Origin of the sequence: Streptomyces sp. NPDC002588 (assembly GCF_040295925.1) — a bacterium.
Lineage (GTDB): Bacteria > Actinomycetota > Actinomycetes > Streptomycetales > Streptomycetaceae > Streptomyces.
The window spans coordinates 89,639-113,414 of record NZ_JBEOWF010000010.1 but is presented as its reverse complement, the minus strand read 5'-3'; the positions used below and the strand labels follow the sequence as shown (position 1 = coordinate 113,414).

The following is a 23,776-nucleotide window of genomic DNA, read 5'->3' as shown; positions in this document are numbered from 1 at the left end:
TCGCTCACAGGCCATCGGATGTCACCGCACGTCCAACCGACACGACCACCAACCCGGCGAACCTGTGCGGCCACAGCACTAGAGTGCTGTGTTGGCTCCTGAGACGACGACGGTGGCCCCGTCCGGGAATTGTTCGGGGTGGGCGAGCAGCGCGGCGAGAGCGGTGGCTCCGCCGGGTTCGGCCACGATGCGTAGCCGCTGCCAGAGGAGTGCGCGGGCGGCGGCGACATCCTCGTCTGCGACGGTGAGGGTCTTCATGCCGAGCGAGAGGCCGACCGTGGTGGCTATGCGGCCCGCCCGGCGGGCACCCAAGCTGTCCACGGCGATCCCGCCGACTTCCACGTCCACTGGTTTTCCTGCCTCCAGCGCCGCTGTGAGCGAGGGCGCCGAGGACGGTTCGGCCGCGGTCACGCGGTTGCGTCCGTCCAACGCCAGGGCGACCCCTGCGTACAGGCCTCCTCCACCGCACCCGACCAGCACGGGCTGGCCCTCCGGTACCTGCTCGGCGAGCTCCAGGCCGAGCGTGCCCTGCCCTGCCACCGTGTGCGGGTCGTCGTATGCGTCGATGTGGAAGGCGCCCTCCTGCCGGGCATGGTCCTGGCTGGCTGCGAGCGCGTCGGCGTAGAAGCCTTCGACGCGGCGCAGGCGTGCGCCGAGAGATTCGATGACGTCGGTCTTGGCCTTGGGTGAGAAGTCGGGCACGAACACGGTGGCGGGCAGGCCCGCTTCGCGCGCCGCCCAGGCCACGGCGGCCCCGTGGTTGCCTCCCGACGCGCAGCAGACGCCGGCGGTCGGGGCACCGCTTTCCGCGGCGCGCAGGAGGGCGACGGCGTTGGATGCGCCGCGGACTTTGAAGGAGCCGGTGTGCTGGAGGAATTCCAGCTTCAAAGTGACGGTGATGGGCACGTCCAGTTCCCCGGCCGCCACCTGTATCACGGGTGTGCGGCGCACTACGTCGCGGATCCGTCTGGCTGCAGACTCGATGTCGTTCAAGGAGGGAATTTCGACGGGTTGTGCATTCATGGGCGGTGTCCAAAGGGGCCGGAATACCTCTGAGCGAGGATGGACATGTCGGTCATTCGTCAGGCGTGGCACGCGACGAGGTGAACGTGTTGGGCACGTCGGCCGAGTGGGATGCGCTCAGACTGTCGTTGGTCTGTACGGCGCGGCGGACTGTGGTGTCCACGTGGAGGCGGAAGATGTCGGGCCGCGCGTAGTGGCCGACGGGGTCGAAGTCGTAGCGGGCGCGTGGGATCAGTGCCATGTCGAGGTCCGCGGTCAGTAGGACCTCGTGATCCAGGACGGGCCCGGCCAGCACTTCGCCCAGCGGGCCGATGATGCTGCTGCCACCCCGGGAGACGAGTTGCTCCGGGTCGTCACCGTACGGCGTGGGGTGGTCCAGGGGGAAGTCCCTCGTGCGCAGGCACTGGTTCGCCACCAGCACGAAGCATCTGCCTTCCATGGCGATATGCCGCATGGTCGCGTGGTGGCTTTCCCTGCTGTCCGCTGTCGGCGCACAGTACAGTTCAATGCCTTGCGCATACATGGCCATTCGCGTCGCGGGCATCATGTTTTCCCAGCAGATCACGGCCCCGAGTCGGCCGAGCTTCGTAGGGTGCACCTCAAGGGTTGAGCCGTCGCCGAACCCCCAGATCATCCGCTCGGCGCCGGTCGGCATGAGCTTGCGCCGCTTCCCGAGGAAGGCTCCTGTGTCGGAGAAGAACAGGACCGTGCAGTAGAGCGTGCCGAATTCCCGTTCGACGACGCCGATGACCAGGTGTGTGCGGGCCTGGGCCGCCAGTTGGCTCAGGCGGTCCGTGACAGGGCCGGGCACATCCACGGCGCCGTTCCAATACCGGGCGAACTCGTCTCGTCCGGCAGTGGTTCGGTCGCCCACCACTCCCCCGAACGCCGATCCCTTGGGGTACCCGCCGATGAATGCCTCAGGGAACACCACGAGATCCAGGTTCCGCTCGGCCGCCTCGGTCAGCCACCGTTCCACAACATGCAACGTGGCCGCCGGATCGAACGGAACCGGGGCGGCCTGCACTACGCCTGCCCGAACGACTCTCGACTGGCCGGGACCTGCATCCGGGCTGTTGTAAGTGCTGTCGTCACTGGTCATACCGGTGAGAATGCCGATGGCGATACAGAGAGGGAAGCCGCGACCCATTCAATGGGACACGCAGGGCACGAGCCGGCCGGGGCCGCGATGGGACGAGCAGCTCGGTTCATGGCGATTCACGGTGAGACGGCCTCGTGAAGCCGCGAGAGCGCCCGGGCAGCTGCACGGACCTGGTCCGCCAAGGGCGCCAACGGCCGTGACGCCGGGACAGACACCGACAGCGCCCCGGTGATGGACCCGCGGCGGCCGACGACGGGCGCGGCGGCACAGCACAGCCCGGCACTCACCTCCTCGTGGTCGAAAGCCACGCCGGAGCGGGTGACCCCGTCGAGGGCTGCACGTGCGCCTTTCGCGATCTCTTGGTCGGTCACGGCTCCCAGTACACGCCTGCGCTGTTCCCAAGGGAGCCCCGCGAGGAGGACCCTCCCGACCGCGCTGCCGGCCGGTGGCTGAAGACGTCCGACTTCTGAAGGCGCAACGTCCCCGTCACGCCCCACGAGCTTGGCTACATAGCAGACGGCGTCGTCCACCATGACCGCGAGGTGCACGGTCGCTCCCGTCCGTCGGTGCAGCTCAGCCAGGACGGGCTGACCCACAGCGGCCAGCTGCGCCCCCGACCAGCGTGATCCGAGGAAGAACAGTCCGGAGCCGAGAGTGAAACCCTCGCCGACCCGAGCCACGGCACCGTACGCCTCCAGCTGTGTCAGCAACCGGGACACGGTCTGCTTGGGTATCCCTGTCGCGCGCGTGATCTCGGCGCAGCGTACAGGGGCATCGGAGGCCTCCAGAGCGCCGAGGATGGCAAAGGCCCCGTCGAGGACCCCGCGTCCGAGTGACTGTCCGCTCATCGTTTCGCCGTCCTTCCCCATGGACCCCCGGTCAGGCGGGTGGTCCAGGCTCCGGGCCAGACCTGGGGCCTCAGGACGAGCGGAGCCGGACCGCCGGCATGTCCCGCTCTGTGGCCGTCCTGGCGGTGTCGGCCCAGGGGCTTGCCCGGATCCTCTATACCATCCGTGCACAGCGTCCGGCGACTCCACTGGGTAGACAGGACTGTGTTCTCCGGGTCCGGCGGCGCTCAGGACGCCGGGTCCCTTCCGGGTGTGGGGCGGATGGGGATCACCGTCCGTCTCCTTCCGTCTCCTTTCCGGGGCTGCCTGAGCAACTGGGCCACCACGTCTCCGGTGAGGACCCGACGCGGGAAGTGCGTGACGAAGTACCACACCGCCCGCTTCACCCTCGCGCTAGGGGAACGGGGACTTCGCGTCCGGCTACTACAACGACATCAACATCGAGACCAACTACACCCGCGACGTCAGACTCTGCACTCATAACAAATGTCCTTGGACTCCTGACAAAAGTGGTGGACTTGACCTGGTCAGAGGTCGGTGTCGCGCGCGAGGCCGCCCGGTATCGGGACGCAGTCAGCCGCGCATTCGCACGCGATAAACCTGGCGACGTCGGCGATCATTCCCGGGATACTGGTCGCCCATGGATGAGGTCAAAGTCGTTGTCGCCCATTCCGAGCGCGCGACCCTGCGCGTCGGCGACGTGTTCCTGAAGGTGGACGCCGATCAGACGCGCATCGAAGTCGCGACCAGTGGGTGTCCTCGTGCTGGCCGAAGGAGCGTTGGCGGCGTCTCGCACACCATCCGCAAGATGCTGGCCAGCCCCCCCCAATGAGCAGGAGCGTTTCGAGGCGGTCACCGACCCGCCGCCCGGCGCGCGGTCCATGAAGCCCAGTTCGAGCGGTTCCGCCGGCAGGCCCAGTTCGTGCACCAGGAGGCAGCCCCGCAGCTCCAGCGCATGGAGCACAGTGCCCAGTTCATGGATCTGGCCGCGGCCTGCGCTCAGTTCGTCACCACGGACGGCTGGATCGGGTGGGTGCGTTCACAGTCCGCCAGCCGCAGGCCGAGCCGGCGATCAGCCGTGAATCTTGTTGAGGACGGCGGCGAGCTTTTCGGGCGCACTGATCATGGCCATGTGGCCGGTGTCGAGATCGATGACGTCGGGCCGAAGCAGTGCAATGGATCGCTGCTGGAGTTCCTCGACGTAGCACTGGTCGCGCGTGAGGTGCACGTACGTCCGGGGGATCTCGCGTCTGTAGCCGCTCAGGTTCACAGCCTCGCTCAGCAGGGCGGCCGAGTCGTCGGCCAGCCGGTCGAGGGTGGACGCGGCGGTCGCCTCGTCCATGTCGTTGCACAGCATTGCGGCGGCGCCCTCGCGGGTCTGGTGGTAGACGCCGTCGGCGATGGACTGCTCCACCAGACCCCGTACTCCGGGATCGATCTGGTCGAGCACCCGGGATCTGTCCGCCGGCACCACGGCCGACACGAGGACGACGTGGCGGATCCGGTCAGGGATGAGGTCCAGGACACGCGGGACCGTGACGCCCGCGAAGGAGTGACCGACCAGTACCACGTCGCGCAGATCTTTCGCTTCGACGTCCTCGCGGACCGCGTCGGCGCAGTCCGCGAGAGTGACGGTGCCCAGGTCGACTTCGGCCCTGGCCCCGCGCCCCGGAAGGTCGACCGCCAACGCTTCCGCACTGAGATGGGGGATCAGCTCGTCCCAGCAGTTCGCGCCGAAGCTTGCCCCATGGATGAGAACGAACGCCATGACTGACCTCCTCGTCAACGGTACCAACCGAACCATAATTGAATTCAGTTCTGCTGTGGAGACCTGCGGCAGAGTACGGGAGTAAAAGCCAAGACGTGATCGGTTGGGGTTGTTCACGCCGCAAGGGCCTCGGGGCGTCAACGAACTGACCTCGTTCGAAGCGGGCTCTGGCTCTGACCAGGAGGGTTCCAGGTGCCGCGCCAGCTGGACACACCAGCATTCCACGAAGCCGTCGGGCATAAGCGCGGGGAGCTCGACGCCGAGATTCCCACCGGCGCTGAGGGGGCCGTTGAAATGGTTCGACGCCCGACAACTGCCCGAGCAGGTGAGCGCGGGCCACGACCCGGGGCTCAACTCGCCCGAATCTGCCCGCGATGCGGCCATGACCTGGTCGAACATCGCCGGCCAGCGGGCAGGGGTCTTCGCTGTGGCCCGCGGCCACCGCACGATCTTCAGGAGTCCGCACAACCCCCGATGATCACGCAGTGGCCGTCCCTCTTGCGGGATGGGCCTCAGCGAGGTTGCGAAGTCGAGCTCGCGTGTCAGGCGGTGAAGCCGCCGTCGACATGGATCGAGGCCCCGGTGATGTACGCGCCGTCCGCACTCGCCAGGTGGGCGACGGTGGCCGCGATCTCGGCCGCTTCCGCATAGCGGCCCACAGCTGTAAAGCCGGCGATCATCTCGGCGTTCGGCCCGTCAGCGGGGTTGGTGTCCGTGTCAGTGGGGCCGGGATGCACCAGGTTGACGGTGACTCCACGCGGACCGAGCTCTCGGGCCAGGCCCTTCGTCATCCCAACCAGAGCCGTCTTGCTCATCGAGTACAGCGCCAGTCCGGGGAAGACCGCACGCTCGGCGACATTGCTGCCGATGCTGATGATGCGGCCGCCCCGGCCCATGTGACGCGCTGCCGCCTGGGACGCTGCGAACGGCGCCCGGACGTTCACCGCCAGGGTGCGATCGATCTCTGCCGGCCTCAGGTCTTCGAGTGGGCCAACCAGGAAGACTCCCGCGTTATTGACCAGGATGTCGAGTCTGCCGAACGTCGCGGCGGCCTCGTCCACTGCGGCGGTGAGGGCCTCAGGGACGGCGCTGTCGGCCTGGACGGCCAGCGCCCGGCGCCCTCTGGCCTTGATCTGCTCCACCACCTGGGTGGCGCGTTCCGCGCTGTTCTCATAGGTCAGGATGACGTCGGCGCCTTCTTCGGCCAGCCGTAACGCCACAGCGGCACCGATGCCCCGGCTACCGCCCGTGATCAAGGCCGCGTTTCCTTCAAGTCGGTTCATGACGTTGAGCATTGTTGGCACCAGCGGCGGAAGCTGGCGGGATTCCGACCTGGCGTTCGGCCTCCAGGAAGGCAACACCATGCTGATCACGAGGTTGGCCGCTGCGGGTCATCCGCGCACCGCAGCCAGGCACTCGTCGTACAGGTCCATGATTTCGCCCTTGCCGTCGTTGGCGACCCACGTGATCGATGCGGCATCCAGGCACGCGAACGCCGTCGCGAGCACTGCGCGGGCCTTCGCGCCCTCGTTGCCGGTAGCCGCGTCCATACGGGTCTCGATGAGCGGCAGCAGATCCTCCTGGAATCGCAGCCGCTTTTCGAGCCAACCGGCACGCAGCGAGGCGGTGTTGTGCAGGAGGCGGAACCGCTCCAGGGTCTGTTCGCGGCTGTCGTGCAGGGTCAGTACGGCAGCAACCCCTGCGCGCAGGGCCTCCCAGACGCCGACATCGGCCGGCAGTTCGCTGATCGTGTCTGTCAGGACCTGCCCGAAGCGGTCCTGGCTGCCGCCGAGAAGGTCCTCCTTGGTGCCGAAGTAGCGGAAGAGGGTGCGCTGGGAAACGCCGGCCTCTCGGGCGATCTGGGCGATGGTCGTCTCGTCGTAGCCCTGCTCGGTGAACAGGCGCAGGGCCGTCTCGAGGATCTCTCGGGAGGCCATCTGTCGTGTCCGGTCCCACAGCGTGGTCGGAGTCTTCGTCGCTGCCTTGGCTTCCTGCTGCATACCAACACATTACCCAGCGCTGCCAGACCGGCATGCGCACCCGATATGGCAGTTACCGGCAATCTGGCATACGCTGCCAGAGTTGAAGCGACTCGCCCATTGCCCACGGACAGAGCCGCTCATCCCCTCCCAGAAGTACGCAAAGGAGAGCATCATGCCTGCACCCACAGCCCTGATCACCGGTGGAACCAGCGGCATCGGCAAGGCGACCGCCGAACTACTCCACTCCCGCGGCTACCGCGTCATGGTCACCGGCCTCGGCAACGTCGCCGACAGCGGACTTCCCGAAGACGTCACGGCTGTCCGGGCCGACGCAAGGTCCCTGCCGGACATCGACCAGGCGATGGACCAAGCGCGCCGGCAACTCGGCTCCCTCGACCTGCTCTTCCTCAACGCGGGCATCTCCCGCCCCGGCTCGATCGAATCAACCGACGAAGACGCCTTCGACGCCCTGTTCGACATCAACGTCAAGGGAAACTTCTTCACCCTGCAAAAGGCGCTGCCGCTCCTCAACGAGGGCGCCTCGGTCGTGTTCACCGTGGGCGCCGCCGAAGGGCTCGGGGCCGCGATGACAGCCGCCAAGGGGGCTCTGCTGCCCCTCATGCGGTCCCTCGCGCTCGAACTCGCCCCCCGCCGCGTCCGCGTCAACGCGGTCAGCCCGGGAATGATCAACACCCCTGCCTACAGCAAGATGGGTGTCTCCCAGGAAATGATCGACTCCTGGGGCCAGGACGTCCCGCTCGGCCGCGTCGGCGCTCCCGCCGACATCGCCGAAGCCGTGGCCTTCCTCGCCTCGGACGCCGCCGACTACATCACCGGCGACAACCTCACCGTCTCCGGCGGCATCGGTGTTCACTCCAACCCCTGACGAGTAATCCTGCTCTGGCCTGGAAGTGTCACCGGGCCCGGTGATCAGGCTGTGGCCCTGGCGAGCCATCTCCGCTGCCCTGGCAGCCTGTTCGACCCCCGAGGGCTTCCAGCGCCGACCATCAAGTCGCTCATGGACGCTGGGAGATTGGCCACCGGGGTGCATCCGCGTCCTTGCCGCAGTTCAGCAATCTGGGCAGTACGAGCCGGCGGGCACCTTCGGAAAGTCGTCGCGTCCGTCGAGCCATCCGCTGAGCCGTTCGGCCAGTGTGAGGTCTTCGGGGAACAGAGCGTGTCCGTGTTCAGGGCATCGGGCGTTGGGATCCCAACCCCACATGCGGCCTTCAGGGGTTCTGTAGTCGACGAGGGACCAGATCGCGCAGCCCCACGTCAGGAGCGGTACAACAGACGGCGGGTAGTTCGGGGCTCCCCGCCAGCCCAGGTACTCGTCCAGCAGCCGACGACTGTCGCTGAAGCTGTAGGTCGTATCCGTGAGGGACAAAGCCTCCCCCCAGCGGCCGAACCCCCCGTCGGCGACTTCGAGATAGATCCGCTTGAGGAGCGGCGGCATCGGATGCCCCACCGCCGCCTCAGCGGCGGCAGCTCGCCAACCGCCGCCTGCTCTCGGATCCTGTGGATGATCTCGTCGTCGCTCATGCCGACATGGGTAGCAACTGCCACCGACAATGCCCGGCCTGGCCAAGGCACCTCAACCGGCTGGGCCGCCGGCCGCGGGTGGCCCCCGGGTACACAAGGCACGGAAGCGGGTCCCCCTGACGACCTGGCAACGATGTTCTGCCAGCGCGTCGCCGCGAAGATCAAGAAGACCAGGTAGGAGCTGGACGAGAGCCCGCTCGCGGAGTGGGAGCTCACCGAGGCCCTGGTCGGGACGACAAGGGTGGTCCTTCACACTTGGGCTGCCCTGGCGACGTGGCTATTACGCGCGCCCCGCACGGAGTCGGCAACCGGTGGCCGGCTCCATGCGGGGCGCGTTCGGGCCTGCCGTCAGTTGATGTGAAGGAAGGTCACGCCGCCCTCAAGGAGGTCGATGTCCGCCCACTTGCCGAACCACACCCCGGTGAACTCGTTGATGTAGAGGTAGCCGGCATTGTTACCAGAACTCAGACGCGTGACATCATTGACCCAAATCTGATCATCCTCGCCCGCATTGGCCCAACACCTTTTCGCCTCAACCTTATAACCGCCTACGATCTGAGTGTAGTAAATGTAGAGGAAATCACTCTGAGTGCACCTGACCTCGTTGAGTGCGGACGCAGGCGCCGCCGGCAGGCCGAGGACCAAGGTGGCGGAAGCTGCCACGGCCACAGCCGCCCTTTTGAACATGCGGGGCATAAGAGTTCCCTTTCTCGTCGTTTTCTTGTGTCAGCCGAACGGTGCGGAATGCCGTCGGGCAGGGTGCCCCGTCCGGACATCATGGTGAACGCTGGGCCGCCTGTCTGATTGCGGCCTCAGATCGGGGGAGATTTGGCCAGAAGGCGCGTTGCCTTGTCTGTGCGCTCCTGGACCTGTTTCTTGTAGGCGGTGAGGGCTGGGGCGTTGGCGGAGATCAGCTGCCGCTGGTACCCGGTCAGTACAGCGAAGTAAATGGCGGCCAGGCTTGAGGACCTCGTGCAGGACTCGTCAGCGGTGGCCGCGGCGATCTCGTCGTCGGTGGGTTCCGCCGCGTTCCAGGGGCCCGCGGCCAGCTTTTCGGGGTCCTGAGCCGGGTGGCCGGCGGTGGTCATACAGGCGGCCCAGCGTTTGCGCGCGGCGGTCACCCGCTGATCTGCGTCCGTCCGCTGGAATGACTGGCCGAACAGGGTCTGGGTCAGTTTGAAACCCTGGGTGTCCGTCAGATCCGGCAACTGTTCACCGGCCTCGCCCGAGCAGGTTTGGTAGTCCTGCAGTACCTGGCGGCTCAGACCCGTCGCGCCCCCCGTGGGCCGGATGCCTGTATGGAACCCTCGGCGTTTCGCCGTCGCTCGGCCGATGTAGCCCCAGGCGCCGACCGGGCGGGCGACCTCTTTGTCTGCCGGGGTCTTTGCAGTGATCTGGGTGATGTTCCGGCCCGAGTAGCTCTTGTGTCCCCGGTCTTTCATGCAGCGGATGACCAGCGCCTTCTGGGTCCGGAACAGCAGGTCGTCGTCCTGCTCCGAGGTGCTGTAGCCGGACAGTGGAAGCCTCGTCAGAGCGTCGTATCCGGTGGCGGGCGCCGTTGGTGCGGCTGCGATGACCGGCGGAGTCGGCGGCGCATCCGCCGCGCTGTCGAGGGGGCTTGCGGAGCAGCCGGTGGCCAGCAGACCGACGGTGATCATCGCGGTCAAGGCCATGCCTGCAAAGGGCTGTGAGCCGTGCCGCGCGGCAGGTGTGACTCTGGCGGATCCCATCCGTGTTTACCTTCCAGCCGCAGAAGCGGGCGACCAGCGGGGGCGCGCTTGGCGTCGTACGCCGCCCCTGAGAGTCAGTCATCAGTGCTTGATTGCTGATTCGTTTTCTGTCGTTGTTCCGATATGGCACGGGGACAACGACAGTGGTGGAACTGCGAGTGGCGTGAGTGGTGCGGATACTGCACCGCTGCGTGGAGGATTCTCTGCCGCCAACCCGACCCTTGGCCAGTCCAAGAAGGCAGTATTGCCCGCCAGTGCAAGAGGATTGACTGCCCGGCCCTCGACCGCTGCCCGATTGTCGGCGACGGCTGAAAAGTTGACCAATAGCGACGCTTGGATTTTAGCGCTTCCTAAACATTCCCTGAGCATTAAGAGTGCGTTTATCGACCGTCTACAGGGCGTACATGAAGATGCAGGCCGACTCGATCTGGGACGGAGAAGCCCGTGCTCGGCGCAGTCAACGAAGACGGATCCACGCCGGGTCGTCGGGGCCTGTGACCAGCCCGACCCGCGGCCACCCGGTCCGCTGAGCGGAACAGCACGCGACCGGCGTTTCCCGCACCACCAGACTGTCGGTCGGTGTCCCGACACGTCGGGAAAATCCCGCAGACCGCCCATGACGACAGCAGCAGTGCCTACCACGTCGCCCCGGGCGTCCCGGGTGCCGAGTGAGTACCAGCGCCACGTCGGGACGTGCGGGTCAGTCCAGTGATCTTCGGGGATCGAGGGGGCAGGTAAATGAGCACTGAGGGCACAACCGACACTGCCGCGGCCGGGTCGGTCATCTCGTTGCCCAAGGGGGGCGGTGCGGTGGGCGGCTTGGGGGAGAAATTCTCGCCCGACCTGTTCACCGGGACCGGGAATTTCTCGGTGCCGATCGCGGTGCCGACCGGACGCCATGGCATACAGCCCCATTTGACGCTCGCGTACAGCACGGGGAGCGGGAACGGGCCCTTCGGGCTCGGCTGGCAACTCGGCCTGCCCGGCGTGTCCAGGAAGACCTCGCGGGGGCTGCCCCGTTACGCCGACGCCGGGGGCGCCGCGGGCGCCCCGGGCACCGCCGGTGAACGCGCCGACGTTTTCGTGCTGTCGGGGGCGGAGGACCTCGTACCCGTCGAGGGCACATACCCGGGGCGGGTGCGGTACCGCCCGAGAACCGAGGGCATGTTCGCCCGGGTCGAGCACGTCAAGGACGCCACGGGCGACTTCTGGGAGGTCCGCGCCAAGGACGGCTCCCGCACCAGATACGGCACCCCGCGGCCGGTCGACGCGCCGGACGGATGGCGGGACCCGGCCGTGGTCTGCGACCCGCAGGCACCCGGCCATGTGTTCTGCTGGCGGATCACCGAGACGGCCGATCCCCTCGGCAACCTTGTCAGGTACTCATACCTGCGCGACCTCGGCCAGGAGCCGGGCCATACCTGGGACCAGCCGCTGCTCGCCCGGATCTCCTACGCGGACTACGGCGACCGGGCCGACCCGGCGTTCCTGGTGATGGTGGACTTCGACTACTCCACGCGTCCCGACCCGTTCTCCGACTACCGGGCCGGCTTCGAGGTCAGGACATCGCTGCGCTGCGACACGGTCCGGGTGACCACACACGCGGCCGACGGGGTGGCGCGACCGGCCCGCGAGTACCGGCTCCGCTACGAGCAGGCCGCCTTCAACGGCGCGTCCCTGCTGGCCGACGTGACCTGCGTCGGCATCGACGAGTCCGCTCCGGCCACAGGTACCGGAGCGGGTGACGGGCCCGGCGGACCGGCATCAGGTGACGGCCCCGGCGGGCAGACGATCGCAACGGCCGCCGCCTCCGTTGCCCGGCCGACCCTCGAGACGGCCGTCGAGCCGACCCTCGAATCCCTGCCGCCACTGACGTTCAGGTACTCGGGCTTCGCCCCGGCGACACGCAGATTCGAGCCTGTAACGGGACCCGGCCTGCCGACCGCGGCGCTGAGCAGTCCGACGCACGCGCTCGTCGACCTGCGCGGGATCGGCCTGCCCGACGTGGTGGAACTCGGCGCCGCGCAACGGGTCTGGCGCAACGCCGGGAACGGCCGCTTCGAGCTGCCGAGAACGCTGGCCGAGGCCCCGCCGTTCTCGCTCGGCGCGAATGGTGTCTCATTCTTGGACGCGGACGGTGACGGGCGTCCCGACCTGATCGTCTCCCGGGCCGCCCCGGCGGGCGCCCGCGCGGCCGGGGGCGGCGGGCCGACGGGGTACTTCCCGATGACGTTCGCGGGCGGGTGGTCACGCCGTTCGTTCCAGCCGTACCGGCAGGCGCCGGACGTGAGCCTGTCCGATCCCAGCGTGAAGCTGGTCGATCTCGACGGTGACGGGCTGACGGACGTGCTGCGTTCGGGCAGCCGCCTGCAAGCCTGGTTCAACGACCGGGATCCGCAGCTGGCCTGGCAGCGCACCGCGGTGAGCAACGGCACGGGGCCCGGGGTCGACCTGGCCGACGCGCGGGTACGGCTGGCGGACATGACCGGCGACGGCCTCCAGGATCTCGTACTGCTCCGCAACGGGAACATCTCGTACTGGCCGAACCTCGGCCACAACCGGTGGGGCGCGAGGGTGACGATGCGCGACTCGCCGCGGCTGCCCGACGGATACGATCCCCGCCGGGTGCTGCTCGGCGACGTGGACGGTGACGGCGTCGCCGACCTGGTGTATGTCGATCGCGGCCGGGTGTCGTTGTGGGGCAACCTGTCGGGCAACGCCTGGACCGCCCAGCCGGTCACGATCAACAGCACTCCGGGTGTCGTCGACTCGGACTCGGTCCAGCTGTCCGACCTGTACGGCACCGGGATGGCCGGGTTGCTGTTCAGCCGGGCGGCGGGCGGCCCGGGGCGGGGCGGGGCGAACCTGCGGTTCCTCGACTTCACCGGCGGCACGAAGCCGTACCTGCTGGCCGGCATGGACAACAACCTCGGGGCGGTCACCAGGGTGACGTACACACCCTCGACCCAGGAGTACCTGCGCGACCAGGCCGATCCCGCGACCCGCTGGCGGACCACGCTGCCGTTTCCCGTGCAGGTGGTCTCGAAGGTCGAGGTCGTCGATGAGATCTCGGGCGGCAGGCTGACCACCGAGTACCGGTATCACCACGGCTACTGGGACGGCGTGGAGCGGGAGTTCCGCGGCTTCGCGATGGTCGAGCACCTCGATACGGAGACGTTCGGCGCCGCGCCGGCCGGGCCCGGCTCGGTACCGCCCGAGCACTACTCGCCGCCCACGCTGACCAAGAGCTGGTTCCATCCCGGGCCGGTCGCCGCCGCCGAAGCCGGCGACTGGACCGAACTCGACCTGCGGCACGAGTACTGGGCCGGCGACGCGCCGATGCTGCCCCGTCCGGCCGCGCAGACCGCGTTCCTGGCCGCCCTGCCGCGCGGGGCACGCCGGGCCGCGCTGCGGACGCTGCGCGGCCAGGTGCTGCGCACGGAGCTGTACGCGCTCGACGGCACCGCCCGCGAGGGGCTGCCCTACACGGTGACCGAGACGGTCTCCGGTGTACGGGAAGAGTCGGCCGCGGTCTCCGTCGGTGCCGAAGACGCCGACCGGGAGCGGATCTTCTTCCCGTTCGCTCTCGGCAGCCGGACCACGCGGTGGGAGCGCGGGGCCGAGCCGATGACGCAGTTCACCTTCCCCGCCGGTCACGACGCGTACGGGTTCGCGACGGGGCAGCTCGCCATCGCGGTGCCGCGCGGGCGGGACCCGCTGGCCGTGGCTCCGCCGGGAACGTCGGCCCAGCCGTACCTGGCCACGTACGCGACCACCGAGTACGCCCGCCGCGACGACGCCGGCCACTACCTGGTCGACCGCGTCGCGAGGACGACCAGCTACGAGGTCGTCAACGACGGCCGGCTGCCGGTGGCCGGCCTGCGTGCCGCCGTACTCGGCGGGCCGGGGCAGGCCACCGGGGGTGGCGTGTCCCTGCGGGTGACCGGCGATGCCCGCACGTTCTACGACGGCGACGCCTTCGTCGGGCTTCCGCTCGGCACGCTCGGCGAGTACGGCCTGGTGACCCGCACCGAGTCGCTCGCGTTCACCGACGCCTTCCTCGACTCGCTCTACGCCGAGGGCGACCCGCTCGCGGTCGGCCCGCGGCCCGCCTACCTCGCGCCGGGCGGGGTGGCCGCCTGGCCGGCCGAGTACCCGCAGGAGTTCCGCGGCCTGCTGCCGTCGCTGGCGGGCTACACCCACTACACCGACACTGACGTACCCGGATCACCCGGCGGGTACTACGTGACCACTGCGCGGCACCGGTACGACGTCCACGTCCCGGGCCGCGTGCCGCGCGGCCTGCCGGTCGCTTCCCTCGATCCCCTGGGCGCACAGAGCGTCATCGACTACGACGAGCACGACCTGCTGCCCGTTCGCGCAGTCGACCCCGCCGGTCTCGAGACCATCGCGGTGCACGACTACCGCGTGCTGCAACCCGTCGAGACGACTGATGCCAACGGCAACTCCGCCGGCGTGGCCTTCTCCCCCGCCGGGCTGGTCACCGCCCACTTCGTGCGAGGCAAGAACGGCGACGGGGATCTCAGCGCGCCGAGCACCCGGATGTCGTACGACCTGTTCGCCTTCGCCACGCGCGGCCGGCCCGTGTCCGTGCGAACGGTCAAGCGGGTGTACCACGACACCGACACCGACGTCCCGGCCGCCCGACGCGACGAGGTGATCGTGTCGGTGGAGTTCTCCGACGGGTTCGGCCGGGTGGTGCAGTCCCGCTCGCAGGCCGAAGACACCCTGTTCGGCGACCCTGCTTTCGGCGGCGGGGTGATCCCGGCGGAGGATCTCGCGGCAGTCGGCGACACAACCGGGCGTACGCGCGCCGAGTCGGCCCCGGACAACGTGGTCGTCTCCGGCTGGCAGATCTACGACAACAAGGGCCAAGTGGTCCAGAAGTACGAACCGTTCTTCTCGACCGGATACGAATACGGGCAGCCCTCCGACTCGCACCTCGGGCAGAAGACGGTGACGTTCTACGATCCCCGGGGGCAGGCCGTCAGGACGGTGAGTCCGGACGGCAGTGAGCAGCGCCTCGTGCTCGGTGTCCCGGCCGACCTGACCGACCCCGACAGCTACGTGCCGACGCCGTGGGTGTCCTACACCTACGACGCGAACGACAACGCGGGCCGCACCCACCCAGCACAGGCGCAGCCGTACGCGAGTCACTGGAACACCCCGGCCAGCGCCGAGTTCGATGCGCTCGGCCGCGCGGTCACCGCGGTTGTCCGCAACGGCCGGGCGCCGGCCGACTGGTTCACCACCCGCTCGGCGTACGACATCCAGGGCAACCTGGTGGCGATCACCGACGCGCTGGGTCGCAAGGCGTTCCGGTACTCGTTCGACCTCGCCAAGCGGCGTTGGCGGACGGACGGTATCGACTCCGGCCGCCGCGACACCGTCCCCGACGCCCTGGGCAACACCGTCGAGAGCCGCGACAGCAAGGGCGCGCTCATCCTGGGCGCGTTCGACCTGCTGCACCGGCCGACCCGTGTCTGGGCCAGAGACGACGCCAGCGGCACGGTCACCCTGCGGCAGCGCATCGACTACGGCGACGCCGGCACGCCCGCCCAGCGGCCCGCCGAACGCGACGGTGCCCGCACCCGCAACCTGCTCGGCCGGGCGATCCACCACTGGGACGAGGCCGGGTACGTCGGCACCGACTCCGTCGACTTCAAGGGCAACGTGGTGCAGAGCACCCGCAGGGTGATCGCCGACGCGCCCATCCTGGCCACCTACGACCAGGCGGCCTCCACCGGCTGGCAGGTACAGCCGTTCCGGGTCGACTGGACGCCAGCGTCCGGCCAGACCCAGGCCCAGCGCGACGCGCAACTGCTGGAGCCGGGCGGCTATGTCACCTCCACCCAGTACGACGCCCTGAACCGCGTCAAGAGGTGCTTCCTGCCCGCCGACGTGGACGGCAAGCGGCACGTGCTCTACCACACGTACAACCGGGCGGGGGCCCTGGACCAGGTACAGCTCGACAGCACCGTGCACGTCAAGCGCATCGCCTACGACGCCAAGGGCCAACGATCGCTGATCGCCTACGGCAACGGCGTGATGACCCGTTACGCCTACGATCCGCACTCGTTCCGACTGGTCCGGCTGCGCAGCGAGAAATACAGCCAGGTCGACGCAACGACATACCGGCCGACGGGACCCGCACTGCAGGACTACGGCTATGACTACGATCTGGCCGGCAACATCGTCTCCCTGCGCGACCGCACGCCCGGCAGCGGCATTCCCAACAACCCCGAAGCGCTGACCACCGACGACCCCCGGCTGCGTGCCCTGCTCGGCAGCGGAGACGCCCTCGACCGCTGGTTCACCTACGACCCTACCTACCGGCTGGTGACCGCCTCCGGTCGCGAACACCAGGCGCCATCGACCGGGGGTCCATGGATCGATCTGCCGCGCGGTACCGACGCCACCAAGGCCCAGCCCTACACCGAGACCTACCGCTACGACCCTGCCGGAAGCATCCTGCAACTCGCCCACGCGGGCGCCGGCGGCTTCACCCGGGACTTCACCGTCACGACCGACAGCAACCGGCTGCACCGGATGACCGTCGCAGCGATGCCGTACGACTATGCCTTCGACCTCAACGGCAACCTGACCGCCGAGACCACCAGCCGGCATTTCGCCTGGAACCACGCCGATCAGCTCGCCGCCTTCGCCACGCAGACAGCAGGCGCCGAGCCCTCCGTGCACGCCCACTACCTCTACGACGCCGGCGGGCAACGCGTGAAGAAGCTCGTCCGCCGGCAGGGTGGCGCCGTCGAGGTGACCCATTACCTGGACGACACCTTCGAGCACCATCGCTGGACCGGAACGCAACCCGGCGCGAACAACCACGTCCACGTCATGGACGACCGCCAACGGGTCGCTCTCATCCGGGTCGGCGCGGCTCACCCCGACGACCGCGGCCCGGCCGCCGCCGTCCATCTCGCCGATCACCTCGGCAGCAGCACCACCGTCGTCGACGCCACCGGCGCCCTGGTCAACCATGAGGAGTACACCCCTTACGGCGAAACCAGCTTCGGCAGCTACACCCGCAAGCGCTACCGCTTCACCGGCCGGGAGCGCGACGAGGAAAGCGGGCTCACGCGCTGCGGGGTGAGGCATCTGATGCCGTGGGCCGGGAGGTGGACGAGCTGCGACCCTCTTGAGGCCGCAGGCGGTCTCAACAGCTCCGCATACGCGCACGACAATCCCTTGTGTCTCGTGGACCCCGAAGGAATGGCGCCCGAAGAGCCCCCTGCCCAGGATTATCCAAGAGACGAGAATGGGGTGATCCAAGTTCCTGGTGAAGTCATCCATGTAACGGGGACAGCGCCCGCACCTTCGAATCTCGACCGTGCCGTGGCGAACGGACTGAGTCACGTCACGACCCGGAATGAAATGGAACGCCAGGAGATCTGGGAATACGAGCAGCAGCCCAATGCGCTCAGTCGCAGACAACGGGCGGACTACTACCGCGACCACCCGGAGGCCGAGGCCGACTACTACGCCGGCCTGCAAGATCGACACAACGCCTACTGGGCTCGCGAAGAGGCACGGCTTAGCGACCAGCAGCGGCGGATGGACAATGCCGCAAGCGCCGTCAACAAGATCGTCATAGCCCACGCGGCAGCCGCCACGATCCTCGTCGGCGGCGAGGCGCTCGCCCAGGCGAGCGTGAGCCGAATCGCGTACTGGCTCGGGCCGAAGTTCTACTTTTCGAGCCGCGTGGCCCCCGCTGTCGCCTTCGGTGTGGGCGTCCTCTCCCCGCCGGGCGCCCCCGACCTCGACCTGCCCGGCCAAGCCGACGACGCCGGACGGCTGGCCCGCGGGATCTTCGCCAAGGGAATTCGCCGGGTCAGCAGCAACGTGGCGAAGAACAAGGAGTTCTTGGACGCGGTCAAGAAAGCGGAACGCCTGATGGGATTCAAGCTCACGGATGATCAAATCGAATTGATCCATGATGCGATCAACAAGCAGGGATATTCGTTCCACGAAATCGTGGACCTGATTGTTGGCGAGTACGGGCATAGCCGTTGAGGCCTGCCGTGAAGTCGGGCATCGATGGCTCATGGACTGACACCACCGAACGACAAGAGGGAGACGAGTTCGTGAGCGTTACCGGTCACGGTCAGGGTCAACGCCGACCTCGGCGAGCGCTGGGTGCGGAAACCTCCGAACCCGGACTGGGAGGAAGAGGACAAGGTCACCTACACCGACGCCGCAGCCGGGCCCCGGTGTTCACGGTGCCAGCGCCCGTCAACGACGCCGTCATCGGCCTGAATGAGGGTGGGGGCAGGTCACCGTCCGCTCCGGCTTCCGGCTCAAGTAGTGGTCCGCGTGCACGTATGGAACGAACCAGTCATCGGTGTCTACCGGATGGGATCTCCCAATGACCACCAGCAATGACATGTCGAGCGAACCGCCGACTGCGAACGGCGGACGGATGCCCGCCCTGATATCCCAGACGATTCCCAAGGCACCCCCGGAAGTCGAGCCCTCGGTGAGCATCGCGTCGGTGACCGCCCGCGTGGTGGCCGGAGTCGCGACCTCGGTCACGGTCAACGCGAACGAGGGCACGCACTGGGTGTGGCTGTCCGGGGACCTCAGCTGGAATCCCGAGCCCAAGGTCACCTACACCGAGACCCGGATCAGCATCGACGGCGTCGAGGTGCTCACCGACCACCGGGGAGGCGGCGGGACCGAGTCGGTGACCTTCCCGAAGGCCGGGACGCACACGCTCGTGGCGTCCGCGGTGACCACCACCGGGACCCTCATCTCGTCGGCCCCGATGAGCGTCCGGGTCGCCGCGGCCGGACCGCCCGCGTTCACGGTGACGGCGCCCGCCAACGGCACCACCGTCGACCTGGACGAGGCCGGGAAGGACATCACCGTCCAGGTGAACACGACGAGCGATCAGTACTTCCCGCTCACCGTCAACGTCGCATGGGACAACCAGGTGACGACCGGGACGATACAAGCCGGCACCACCCAGTACCAGACGGGGATCCACCTCGCCCCGATGCCGCTGGGGGCGCGGACCATCTCGGTGACGGTCGCCGATCCGGACGGGGTCGGCTCGACCCAGTCCCGTTCGGTGACCTGCCGCGACGTCTCACCGCCGCAGGTACAGATCGACTATCCGCCCCAGAACGGCAACATCGTGGGCGACGACACGGGGGCGGCGACCGTGCCCATGCACGGCACGGCGACGGACCCCCAGAGCGGCATGGTCGGGGGCAGCGCGTCGGTGGCCTGGGCCCTGACGCCCGGGGGGACCAGAACAACGGCGACCCCGACGGCCGCCGGAGACTTCAGGAGCTGGACAGCCAGCGTGCCCCTGCTCCCGGCCGGCTTCGGCGCCCACACGATCTACGTGTGGGCGACCGACTCGGCAGGCAACACGATGGCGGCCCCGCAGACCGTTCCGGTCACGGTGATCAGCTCGTACACCCCCAAGACGCTGGACGAGCGGCTCAACGAACGCGAGTACCTCGCCGCGCTGCTGTCGTTCGCCCAGGAGCAGGTGACGTTACCGGGGACACCGCCGACGCCCCTGGACACTCACACCCTGGTCGGCGCCCTCCTCCAGCCGGTCGACCGGTTGAGCCAGCCGCTGTCGGCGGCCGTCGACCAGGGAAACCGCGAGATCAACCAGCTGCGGGTGCCCGTCGAGGTACTCAGGGCCCACATCGCCGCCACGGGCACCTCCACCACCCCGGGTGCGAACGGGGACCGGGCCTATCGCACCGCGGCGTACACGGCGCTGCTCGCCGCCGCCGGGACCTCGTACACCGAACTGAGGCTGGCCCGGGGCGCCGATCCCGGCGTCCGTCGGGCGCTCGCCGCCCGGCTGGGCATCAGGCTGTCGGCGACCTCACCCGATGAGCTCGACCTGCTGCTGCTGGACGCCACGGGGCCGGCCGAGTCGGTGCTGGAGACCGTCTTCGGCCTGCCGTCGACCGTCGCGGCCGACCCCCTGCGGGTGCCGTCGACGCCCTGGCTGCTGAGCTGGCAGCAGTCCGCCCTCGCGCTGACCTGGGCCGAGCAGGACCAGCACCCCACCGTGGCACCGGCGTACCAGGCACTCGCCGACCCTGACGTGATCAGCGCCGCCGACATCGTTCCCGGCCCGAACGGCAACCGTGTTCGCACGCTGCTGACCGCCCGGTCCCTGCTGCTCACCGCATTCGCGGCATCGCTCAACGACGCGAGAACAAAAGCCGCCAATGCCACGGCGGGGCTGGCGGCCATGCAGAGCCTGGCGCTGCCCGGCGTCGACCTCGCCCTCCTGGAGGCCAAGGACGGGCAGGGCAACGACATCAGCGCCGACCTCGCGTCGGCGGGGCTCACCCGCAGCGGCTTCCTCCTCCTCAGGAAACTGAGCAGGCTCGCGGGCACCGGGACCGTCACCGTTACCGAGTGGGGCGACGCCATTGCCGTGCTCATCCGTGCGCACAAGGAGACGCTCTACCCGGCATGGCGGGCACAGGAGTCCGCCTTCGTACTCTCCCCCGACTTCTTCGTCCTCTCCGACAGCGGCCCCACGGTCAGTGCCTACCGCGTCGACGGCCGTGCCCGCGTGGACTGGCAGTCCACGCTGCGCCGCCGGATCGCTCAGCGACAGGACCTGACCGACGCCAACGCACAGGCCGTCGCATCGGCCGAGCAGGCCGCCCTGCCGATTCTGCGCGACGCCCTCCTGGCCGACCTCGCCCCCACCACCACGGGCAACATCGGCGAGGAGATGTCGGCCAGGTTCTTTGTCGACGCCCTGGCCGGGGGCACCCTGCGCACCACCCGCATCCGGCAGGCCATCGAGAGCGTCCAGTCGCTGCTGTCGGCCAAGCGGGCGGGCGAGCTGCCGGCGAATCACCCCGCGGCGGCCTGGATCCTCAACGGCCCCGCGTTCAGCAGCGCCTGGACCTGGATGGGCGAGATGGGAAGCTGGCAGGCCGCCACCCTGGCGTTCCTGTTCCCCGAGCGTCATCTCGACCCGGCCCTGCTCGTCCCTGGCAGCGGGCCGCTTTACGAGCTCTTCGAGACCGTTCGCGGTGCGGGCGTTTTCAACGCCGAAGCAGCCATCAAGGCGTCGGACCACTACCTGGGCGAAATGGGAAAGACCTTCGGCTACTTCGACCCGAACCTCAAGACCCTGCCACCCCTGCCGGAACCGGCCAACACGGAGATCTTCTGGACCGTACCCGTCCTGCTCGCGCAGCGGCTGCAGGCGGCCGGCGACTACCAGGCCGCGCTCGACTGGTACCGGCTCGTGTACTCGTACGACGTCTACGACGTCACGAAGCCGGTCTCCATCTACAGCCGGATCAACACCGAGAGGGTGTTCCGCCCCGACCTCAGCTTCCCGCCCGGATGGACGACCGCGCTCGATCCCTTCGCGCTCGTGGCCAGGCGCCCCGCCCCCTACACCCGTTACACCCTGCTGTCCGTCATCAGGTGCCATCTCGACTACGCCGACGCCCAGTTCACCCGGGAGACCGACGAGTCGGTCGCGCACGCCCGTACCCTCTACGTCACCGCGCGGCGACTGCTCGGGACAGCCGCGCTGCAACCGCAGGAACCGTTGACCGCCGGCGAGCCGCCCTTGGCGATCCCGGACCTGGACGTCCTGCGCAACCGGGCGGAGGTACAGCTCGCCAAGATCAGGCAGGGACGCAACATCGCGGGCATGCCCCGCACACAGGGGGTCGCGGCCGCGACGGTCGTCCAGCCCACCCCCTACCGGTTCAAGACCCTGCTCGAACGGGCCAGGCAACTCGCCGCCCAGGCCACCCAGATGGAGGCGGGTTTCCTCGCCGCACTCGAGAAGTACGACGACAGGAGCCTGCGCCTCTACGACGCGGTCAAGGGCATCGACCTGACCGCCGCGCAGGTCGGCGTGGCGACGAGCCGGGTGCAGGAGGCCAACGACGCGGTCACCGCCGCCACCGCGCAGCAGACCAAGGCGGACACGATGGCCGCGTCCTACGCCGCCGCCATCGACGCACCCCCCAGCCAGTACGAGAAGAACCTGCTTGATGAGTATTCCGACTTGCAGTACGTCAGGGATGGCATCGCGATCGCGGACACGGCGATCGGCATCCTGCAGGCAGCCTCCAAGGCGTCCAGTGTGTTCGAGGCGGTGACGAGTTTCGGCGCCAGCACGATATTCTCCGGCCAAATCGCCGCGGCGACCGTCGTCAAGGGCGGGTTCGAGTTGGTGCAGAACCGTCTCGACGCCCAGATACAGGCAAACCAGCTCCAGGCCGGCATCGAGCAGCGCAAGAACGAATGGCGGCTGCAGGAGGTCGCCGCCCAGCAGGAGTCACTCGTCGCCGCCGCCCAGGTCACGACGGCTCGTGACCAGGTCACGATCGCCACCCAGGAGCAGGCCGTCGCCACGCTGCAGCACGACCAGGCCGTGGCCACGCTGAAGTTCCTCAACGAACAGTTCACCAACGCCGACCTGTACCTGTGGATGAGCAACACCCTGGGCGGCGTATACCGGTACTTCCTTCAGCAGGCCACCGCCACCGCCCGGCTGGCCCAGGCCCAACTGGCCTTCGAACGGGCGGAACCGGCGCAGACCGTGATCCGCAGCGACTACTGGCAGTCGCCCGCGGAGCTGACTGGGAGCACCGTCCAGGCCAACCGCCAGGGCCTGACCGGCGCGGAACAGCTCACCGCCGACCTGGCCCGTCTCGACGACTACTCCTTCAACTCGGCACGGCGCCGTCTGAACCTGTCCCAGACCTTCTCGCTGGCCAGGCTGATGCCCGTGGAGTTCCTGGAGTTCCGCCGCACCGGAACGCTCGCCTTCGCCACGCCGATGTCCCTGTTCGACGCCGACTTCCCAGGCCACTACCTGCGGCTGATCCGCCAGGTGCGTACCAGTCTCGTCGCGCTCGTGCCGCCCGACCGGGGCATCCGCGCCACCCTGTACTCCAACGGCATCTCCCGGGTGACCACCGGAGGGGACGGCAGCTTCCAGGACGTGACGGTGCGCTCCGATCCGGGGGTCGTCGCCCTGACGTCGCCGGTCAGCGCGAGCGGGGTGTTCGAGCTGGACGTCCAGTCGGACCTGCTGCTGCCCTTCGAGTCCAGCGGCGTGGACACCACCTGGGAGTTCCAACTCCCGCCCGCGGCCAACCCGTTCGACTTCTCCAGCATCGCCGACGTGCTGCTCACCATCGACTACACCGCCGCGTACGACGACACCTACCGCGGCCAAGTGGTCACTCGGCTCAACGCCAACCGAAACCGCGGCGCGGACTGCGTGTTCAGCCTGGCGCGCGACTTCCCCGACCAGTGGTACGACCTGAACAACCCGTCCGATCCCAGCACCCGTTCGGTCACCGTCCCGTTGCGTGACGTCGACTTCCCGCTCGGGATCGAGGCCATGTCCACCGCCGCCGTCGCCGTCCGGCTCTCCAGCAGCGGAGCGGTGTTGCCCGACACGGTGGTCACCCTCACCCGCGGCACGGCCGGAGGCGCGGCCACCGCCACCAACGGCATCGCCAGCACCAGGCGTGGCAACGCCGCCGCCTGGATCCCGCTGTGCGGCCCCGGCCCCGCCGGGGACTGGCAACTCACCTTCGGAAGCGACGCCGCCCCCCTGTTCGCCTCCGGTGATCTCGACGACATCATCCTCGTCGTCAGCTGGACCGGACAGGCCCCCATCTGGACGCCGTGAGCCCGACCGGGCAGCAGAACTGCACAACGGCAGGCCGGGCCGGGAGTCATCTCCACCGATGTGGCGGTGGACCTGCACA

General features: G+C 68.6%; 12 protein-coding genes and 1 pseudogene. 4 read left to right on the top strand and 9 right to left on the bottom strand.

Annotation, left to right across the window (positions count from 1 at the left end; all coding sequences use genetic code 11):
- Nucleotides 1-78: 78 nt before the first annotated feature.
- The 3 genes from ABT057_RS13690 to ABT057_RS13680 all read right to left on the bottom strand — a co-directional run bounded on the left by ABT057_RS13690 (nt 79) and on the right by ABT057_RS13680 (nt 2,994).
- Nucleotides 79-1,023 (bottom strand): serine/threonine dehydratase, encoded by a 945-nt coding sequence (locus ABT057_RS13690; protein WP_352342982.1) that lies wholly within the window; start codon nt 1,021-1,023, stop codon nt 79-81.
- 52 nt (nt 1,024-1,075) lie between these two features.
- Entirely contained in the window at nt 1,076-2,125 is a 1,050-nt protein-coding gene (locus ABT057_RS13685; protein ID WP_352342980.1) for a carbon-nitrogen hydrolase family protein, read from the bottom strand.
- Nucleotides 2,126-2,241: 116 nt separating this feature from the next.
- Nucleotides 2,242-2,994: an IclR family transcriptional regulator gene (locus ABT057_RS13680; protein ID WP_352342979.1), complete on the bottom strand. Its 753-nt coding sequence runs from the start codon at nt 2,992-2,994 to the stop codon at nt 2,242-2,244.
- A 619-nt stretch (nt 2,995-3,613) separates the two neighbouring features.
- Between ABT057_RS13680 and ABT057_RS13675 the strand changes: the two are divergent.
- A pseudogene (locus ABT057_RS13675) lies at nt 3,614-3,715 on the top strand (aminoglycoside phosphotransferase family protein); the annotation flags it as partial.
- A 330-nt stretch (nt 3,716-4,045) separates the two neighbouring features.
- On the opposite strand, the gene ABT057_RS13665 reads toward ABT057_RS13675, so the two are convergent.
- From ABT057_RS13665 to ABT057_RS13655, 3 genes are all read right to left on the bottom strand, one after another.
- Entirely contained in the window at nt 4,046-4,741 is a 696-nt protein-coding gene (locus ABT057_RS13665) for an alpha/beta fold hydrolase (protein WP_352342977.1), read from the bottom strand.
- Nucleotides 4,742-5,283: 542 nt separating this feature from the next.
- A complete protein-coding gene (locus ABT057_RS13660) occupies nt 5,284-6,024 on the bottom strand; it encodes a 3-oxoacyl-ACP reductase family protein (RefSeq protein WP_352342976.1) in 741 nt (246 codons plus the stop codon).
- A 108-nt stretch (nt 6,025-6,132) separates the two neighbouring features.
- Nucleotides 6,133-6,741 carry a TetR/AcrR family transcriptional regulator gene (locus ABT057_RS13655; protein ID WP_352342975.1) on the bottom strand — a complete coding sequence of 203 codons (609 nt, stop codon included), beginning with the start codon at nt 6,739-6,741 and terminating at the stop codon, nt 6,133-6,135.
- 154 nt (nt 6,742-6,895) lie between these two features.
- On the opposite strand from ABT057_RS13655, the gene ABT057_RS13650 reads away from it, so the two are divergent.
- Nucleotides 6,896-7,609, top strand: a complete 714-nt coding sequence (locus ABT057_RS13650) for an SDR family NAD(P)-dependent oxidoreductase (protein ID WP_352342974.1) — start codon at nt 6,896-6,898, stop codon at nt 7,607-7,609.
- Between the two features lie 183 nt (nt 7,610-7,792).
- Here the strand turns inward: ABT057_RS13650 and ABT057_RS13645 are convergent, their stop codons facing one another.
- The 3 genes from ABT057_RS13645 to ABT057_RS13635 form a co-directional block, all read right to left on the bottom strand.
- Nucleotides 7,793-8,179: a hypothetical protein gene (locus tag ABT057_RS13645; protein WP_352342973.1), complete on the bottom strand. Its 387-nt coding sequence runs from the start codon at nt 8,177-8,179 to the stop codon at nt 7,793-7,795.
- A 434-nt stretch (nt 8,180-8,613) separates the two neighbouring features.
- The gene (locus tag ABT057_RS13640; protein ID WP_352342972.1) at nt 8,614-8,961 is read right to left on the bottom strand and encodes a hypothetical protein; all 348 of its coding nucleotides are present in this window, start codon (nt 8,959-8,961) and stop codon (nt 8,614-8,616) included.
- A 116-nt stretch (nt 8,962-9,077) separates the two neighbouring features.
- Nucleotides 9,078-9,938 (bottom strand): hypothetical protein, encoded by an 861-nt coding sequence (locus ABT057_RS13635; protein ID WP_352342970.1) that lies wholly within the window; start codon nt 9,936-9,938, stop codon nt 9,078-9,080.
- Nucleotides 9,939-10,733: 795 nt separating this feature from the next.
- Between ABT057_RS13635 and ABT057_RS13630 the strand changes: the two genes are divergently transcribed.
- Together ABT057_RS13630 and ABT057_RS13625 are read left to right on the top strand one after the other, a co-directional pair.
- Nucleotides 10,734-18,044 (top strand): SpvB/TcaC N-terminal domain-containing protein, encoded by a 7,311-nt coding sequence (locus ABT057_RS13630; protein ID WP_352342969.1) that lies wholly within the window; start codon nt 10,734-10,736, stop codon nt 18,042-18,044.
- A 352-nt stretch (nt 18,045-18,396) separates the two neighbouring features.
- On the top strand, nt 18,397-23,697 hold the full coding sequence (locus tag ABT057_RS13625) for a Tc toxin subunit A-related protein (protein ID WP_352342967.1): 5,301 nt from the start codon (nt 18,397-18,399) through the stop codon (nt 23,695-23,697).
- Nucleotides 23,698-23,776 lie beyond the last annotated feature (79 nt).

What these genes read in the sequence shown, in the direction of transcription:
- ABT057_RS13690 (WP_352342982.1), bottom strand. Translation starts at nt 1,023, where the DNA reads ATGAATGCACAACCCGTCGAAATTCCCTCCTTGAACGACATCGAGTCT.
- ABT057_RS13685 (WP_352342980.1), bottom strand. Translation starts at nt 2,125, where the DNA reads ATGACCAGTGACGACAGCACTTACAACAGCCCGGATGCAGGTCCCGGC.
- ABT057_RS13680 (WP_352342979.1), bottom strand. Translation starts at nt 2,994, where the DNA reads ATGGGGAAGGACGGCGAAACGATGAGCGGACAGTCACTCGGACGCGGG.
- ABT057_RS13665 (WP_352342977.1), bottom strand. Translation starts at nt 4,741, where the DNA reads ATGGCGTTCGTTCTCATCCATGGGGCAAGCTTCGGCGCGAACTGCTGG.
- ABT057_RS13660 (WP_352342976.1), bottom strand. Translation starts at nt 6,024, where the DNA reads ATGAACCGACTTGAAGGAAACGCGGCCTTGATCACGGGCGGTAGCCGG.
- ABT057_RS13655 (WP_352342975.1), bottom strand. Translation starts at nt 6,741, where the DNA reads ATGCAGCAGGAAGCCAAGGCAGCGACGAAGACTCCGACCACGCTGTGG.
- ABT057_RS13650 (WP_352342974.1), top strand. Translation starts at nt 6,896, where the DNA reads ATGCCTGCACCCACAGCCCTGATCACCGGTGGAACCAGCGGCATCGGC.
- ABT057_RS13645 (WP_352342973.1), bottom strand. Translation starts at nt 8,179, where the DNA reads ATGCCGCCGCTCCTCAAGCGGATCTATCTCGAAGTCGCCGACGGGGGG.
- ABT057_RS13640 (WP_352342972.1), bottom strand. Translation starts at nt 8,961, where the DNA reads ATGCCCCGCATGTTCAAAAGGGCGGCTGTGGCCGTGGCAGCTTCCGCC.
- ABT057_RS13635 (WP_352342970.1), bottom strand. Translation starts at nt 9,938, where the DNA reads ATGGCCTTGACCGCGATGATCACCGTCGGTCTGCTGGCCACCGGCTGC.
- ABT057_RS13630 (WP_352342969.1), top strand. Translation starts at nt 10,734, where the DNA reads ATGAGCACTGAGGGCACAACCGACACTGCCGCGGCCGGGTCGGTCATC.
- ABT057_RS13625 (WP_352342967.1), top strand. Translation starts at nt 18,397, where the DNA reads ATGACCACCAGCAATGACATGTCGAGCGAACCGCCGACTGCGAACGGC.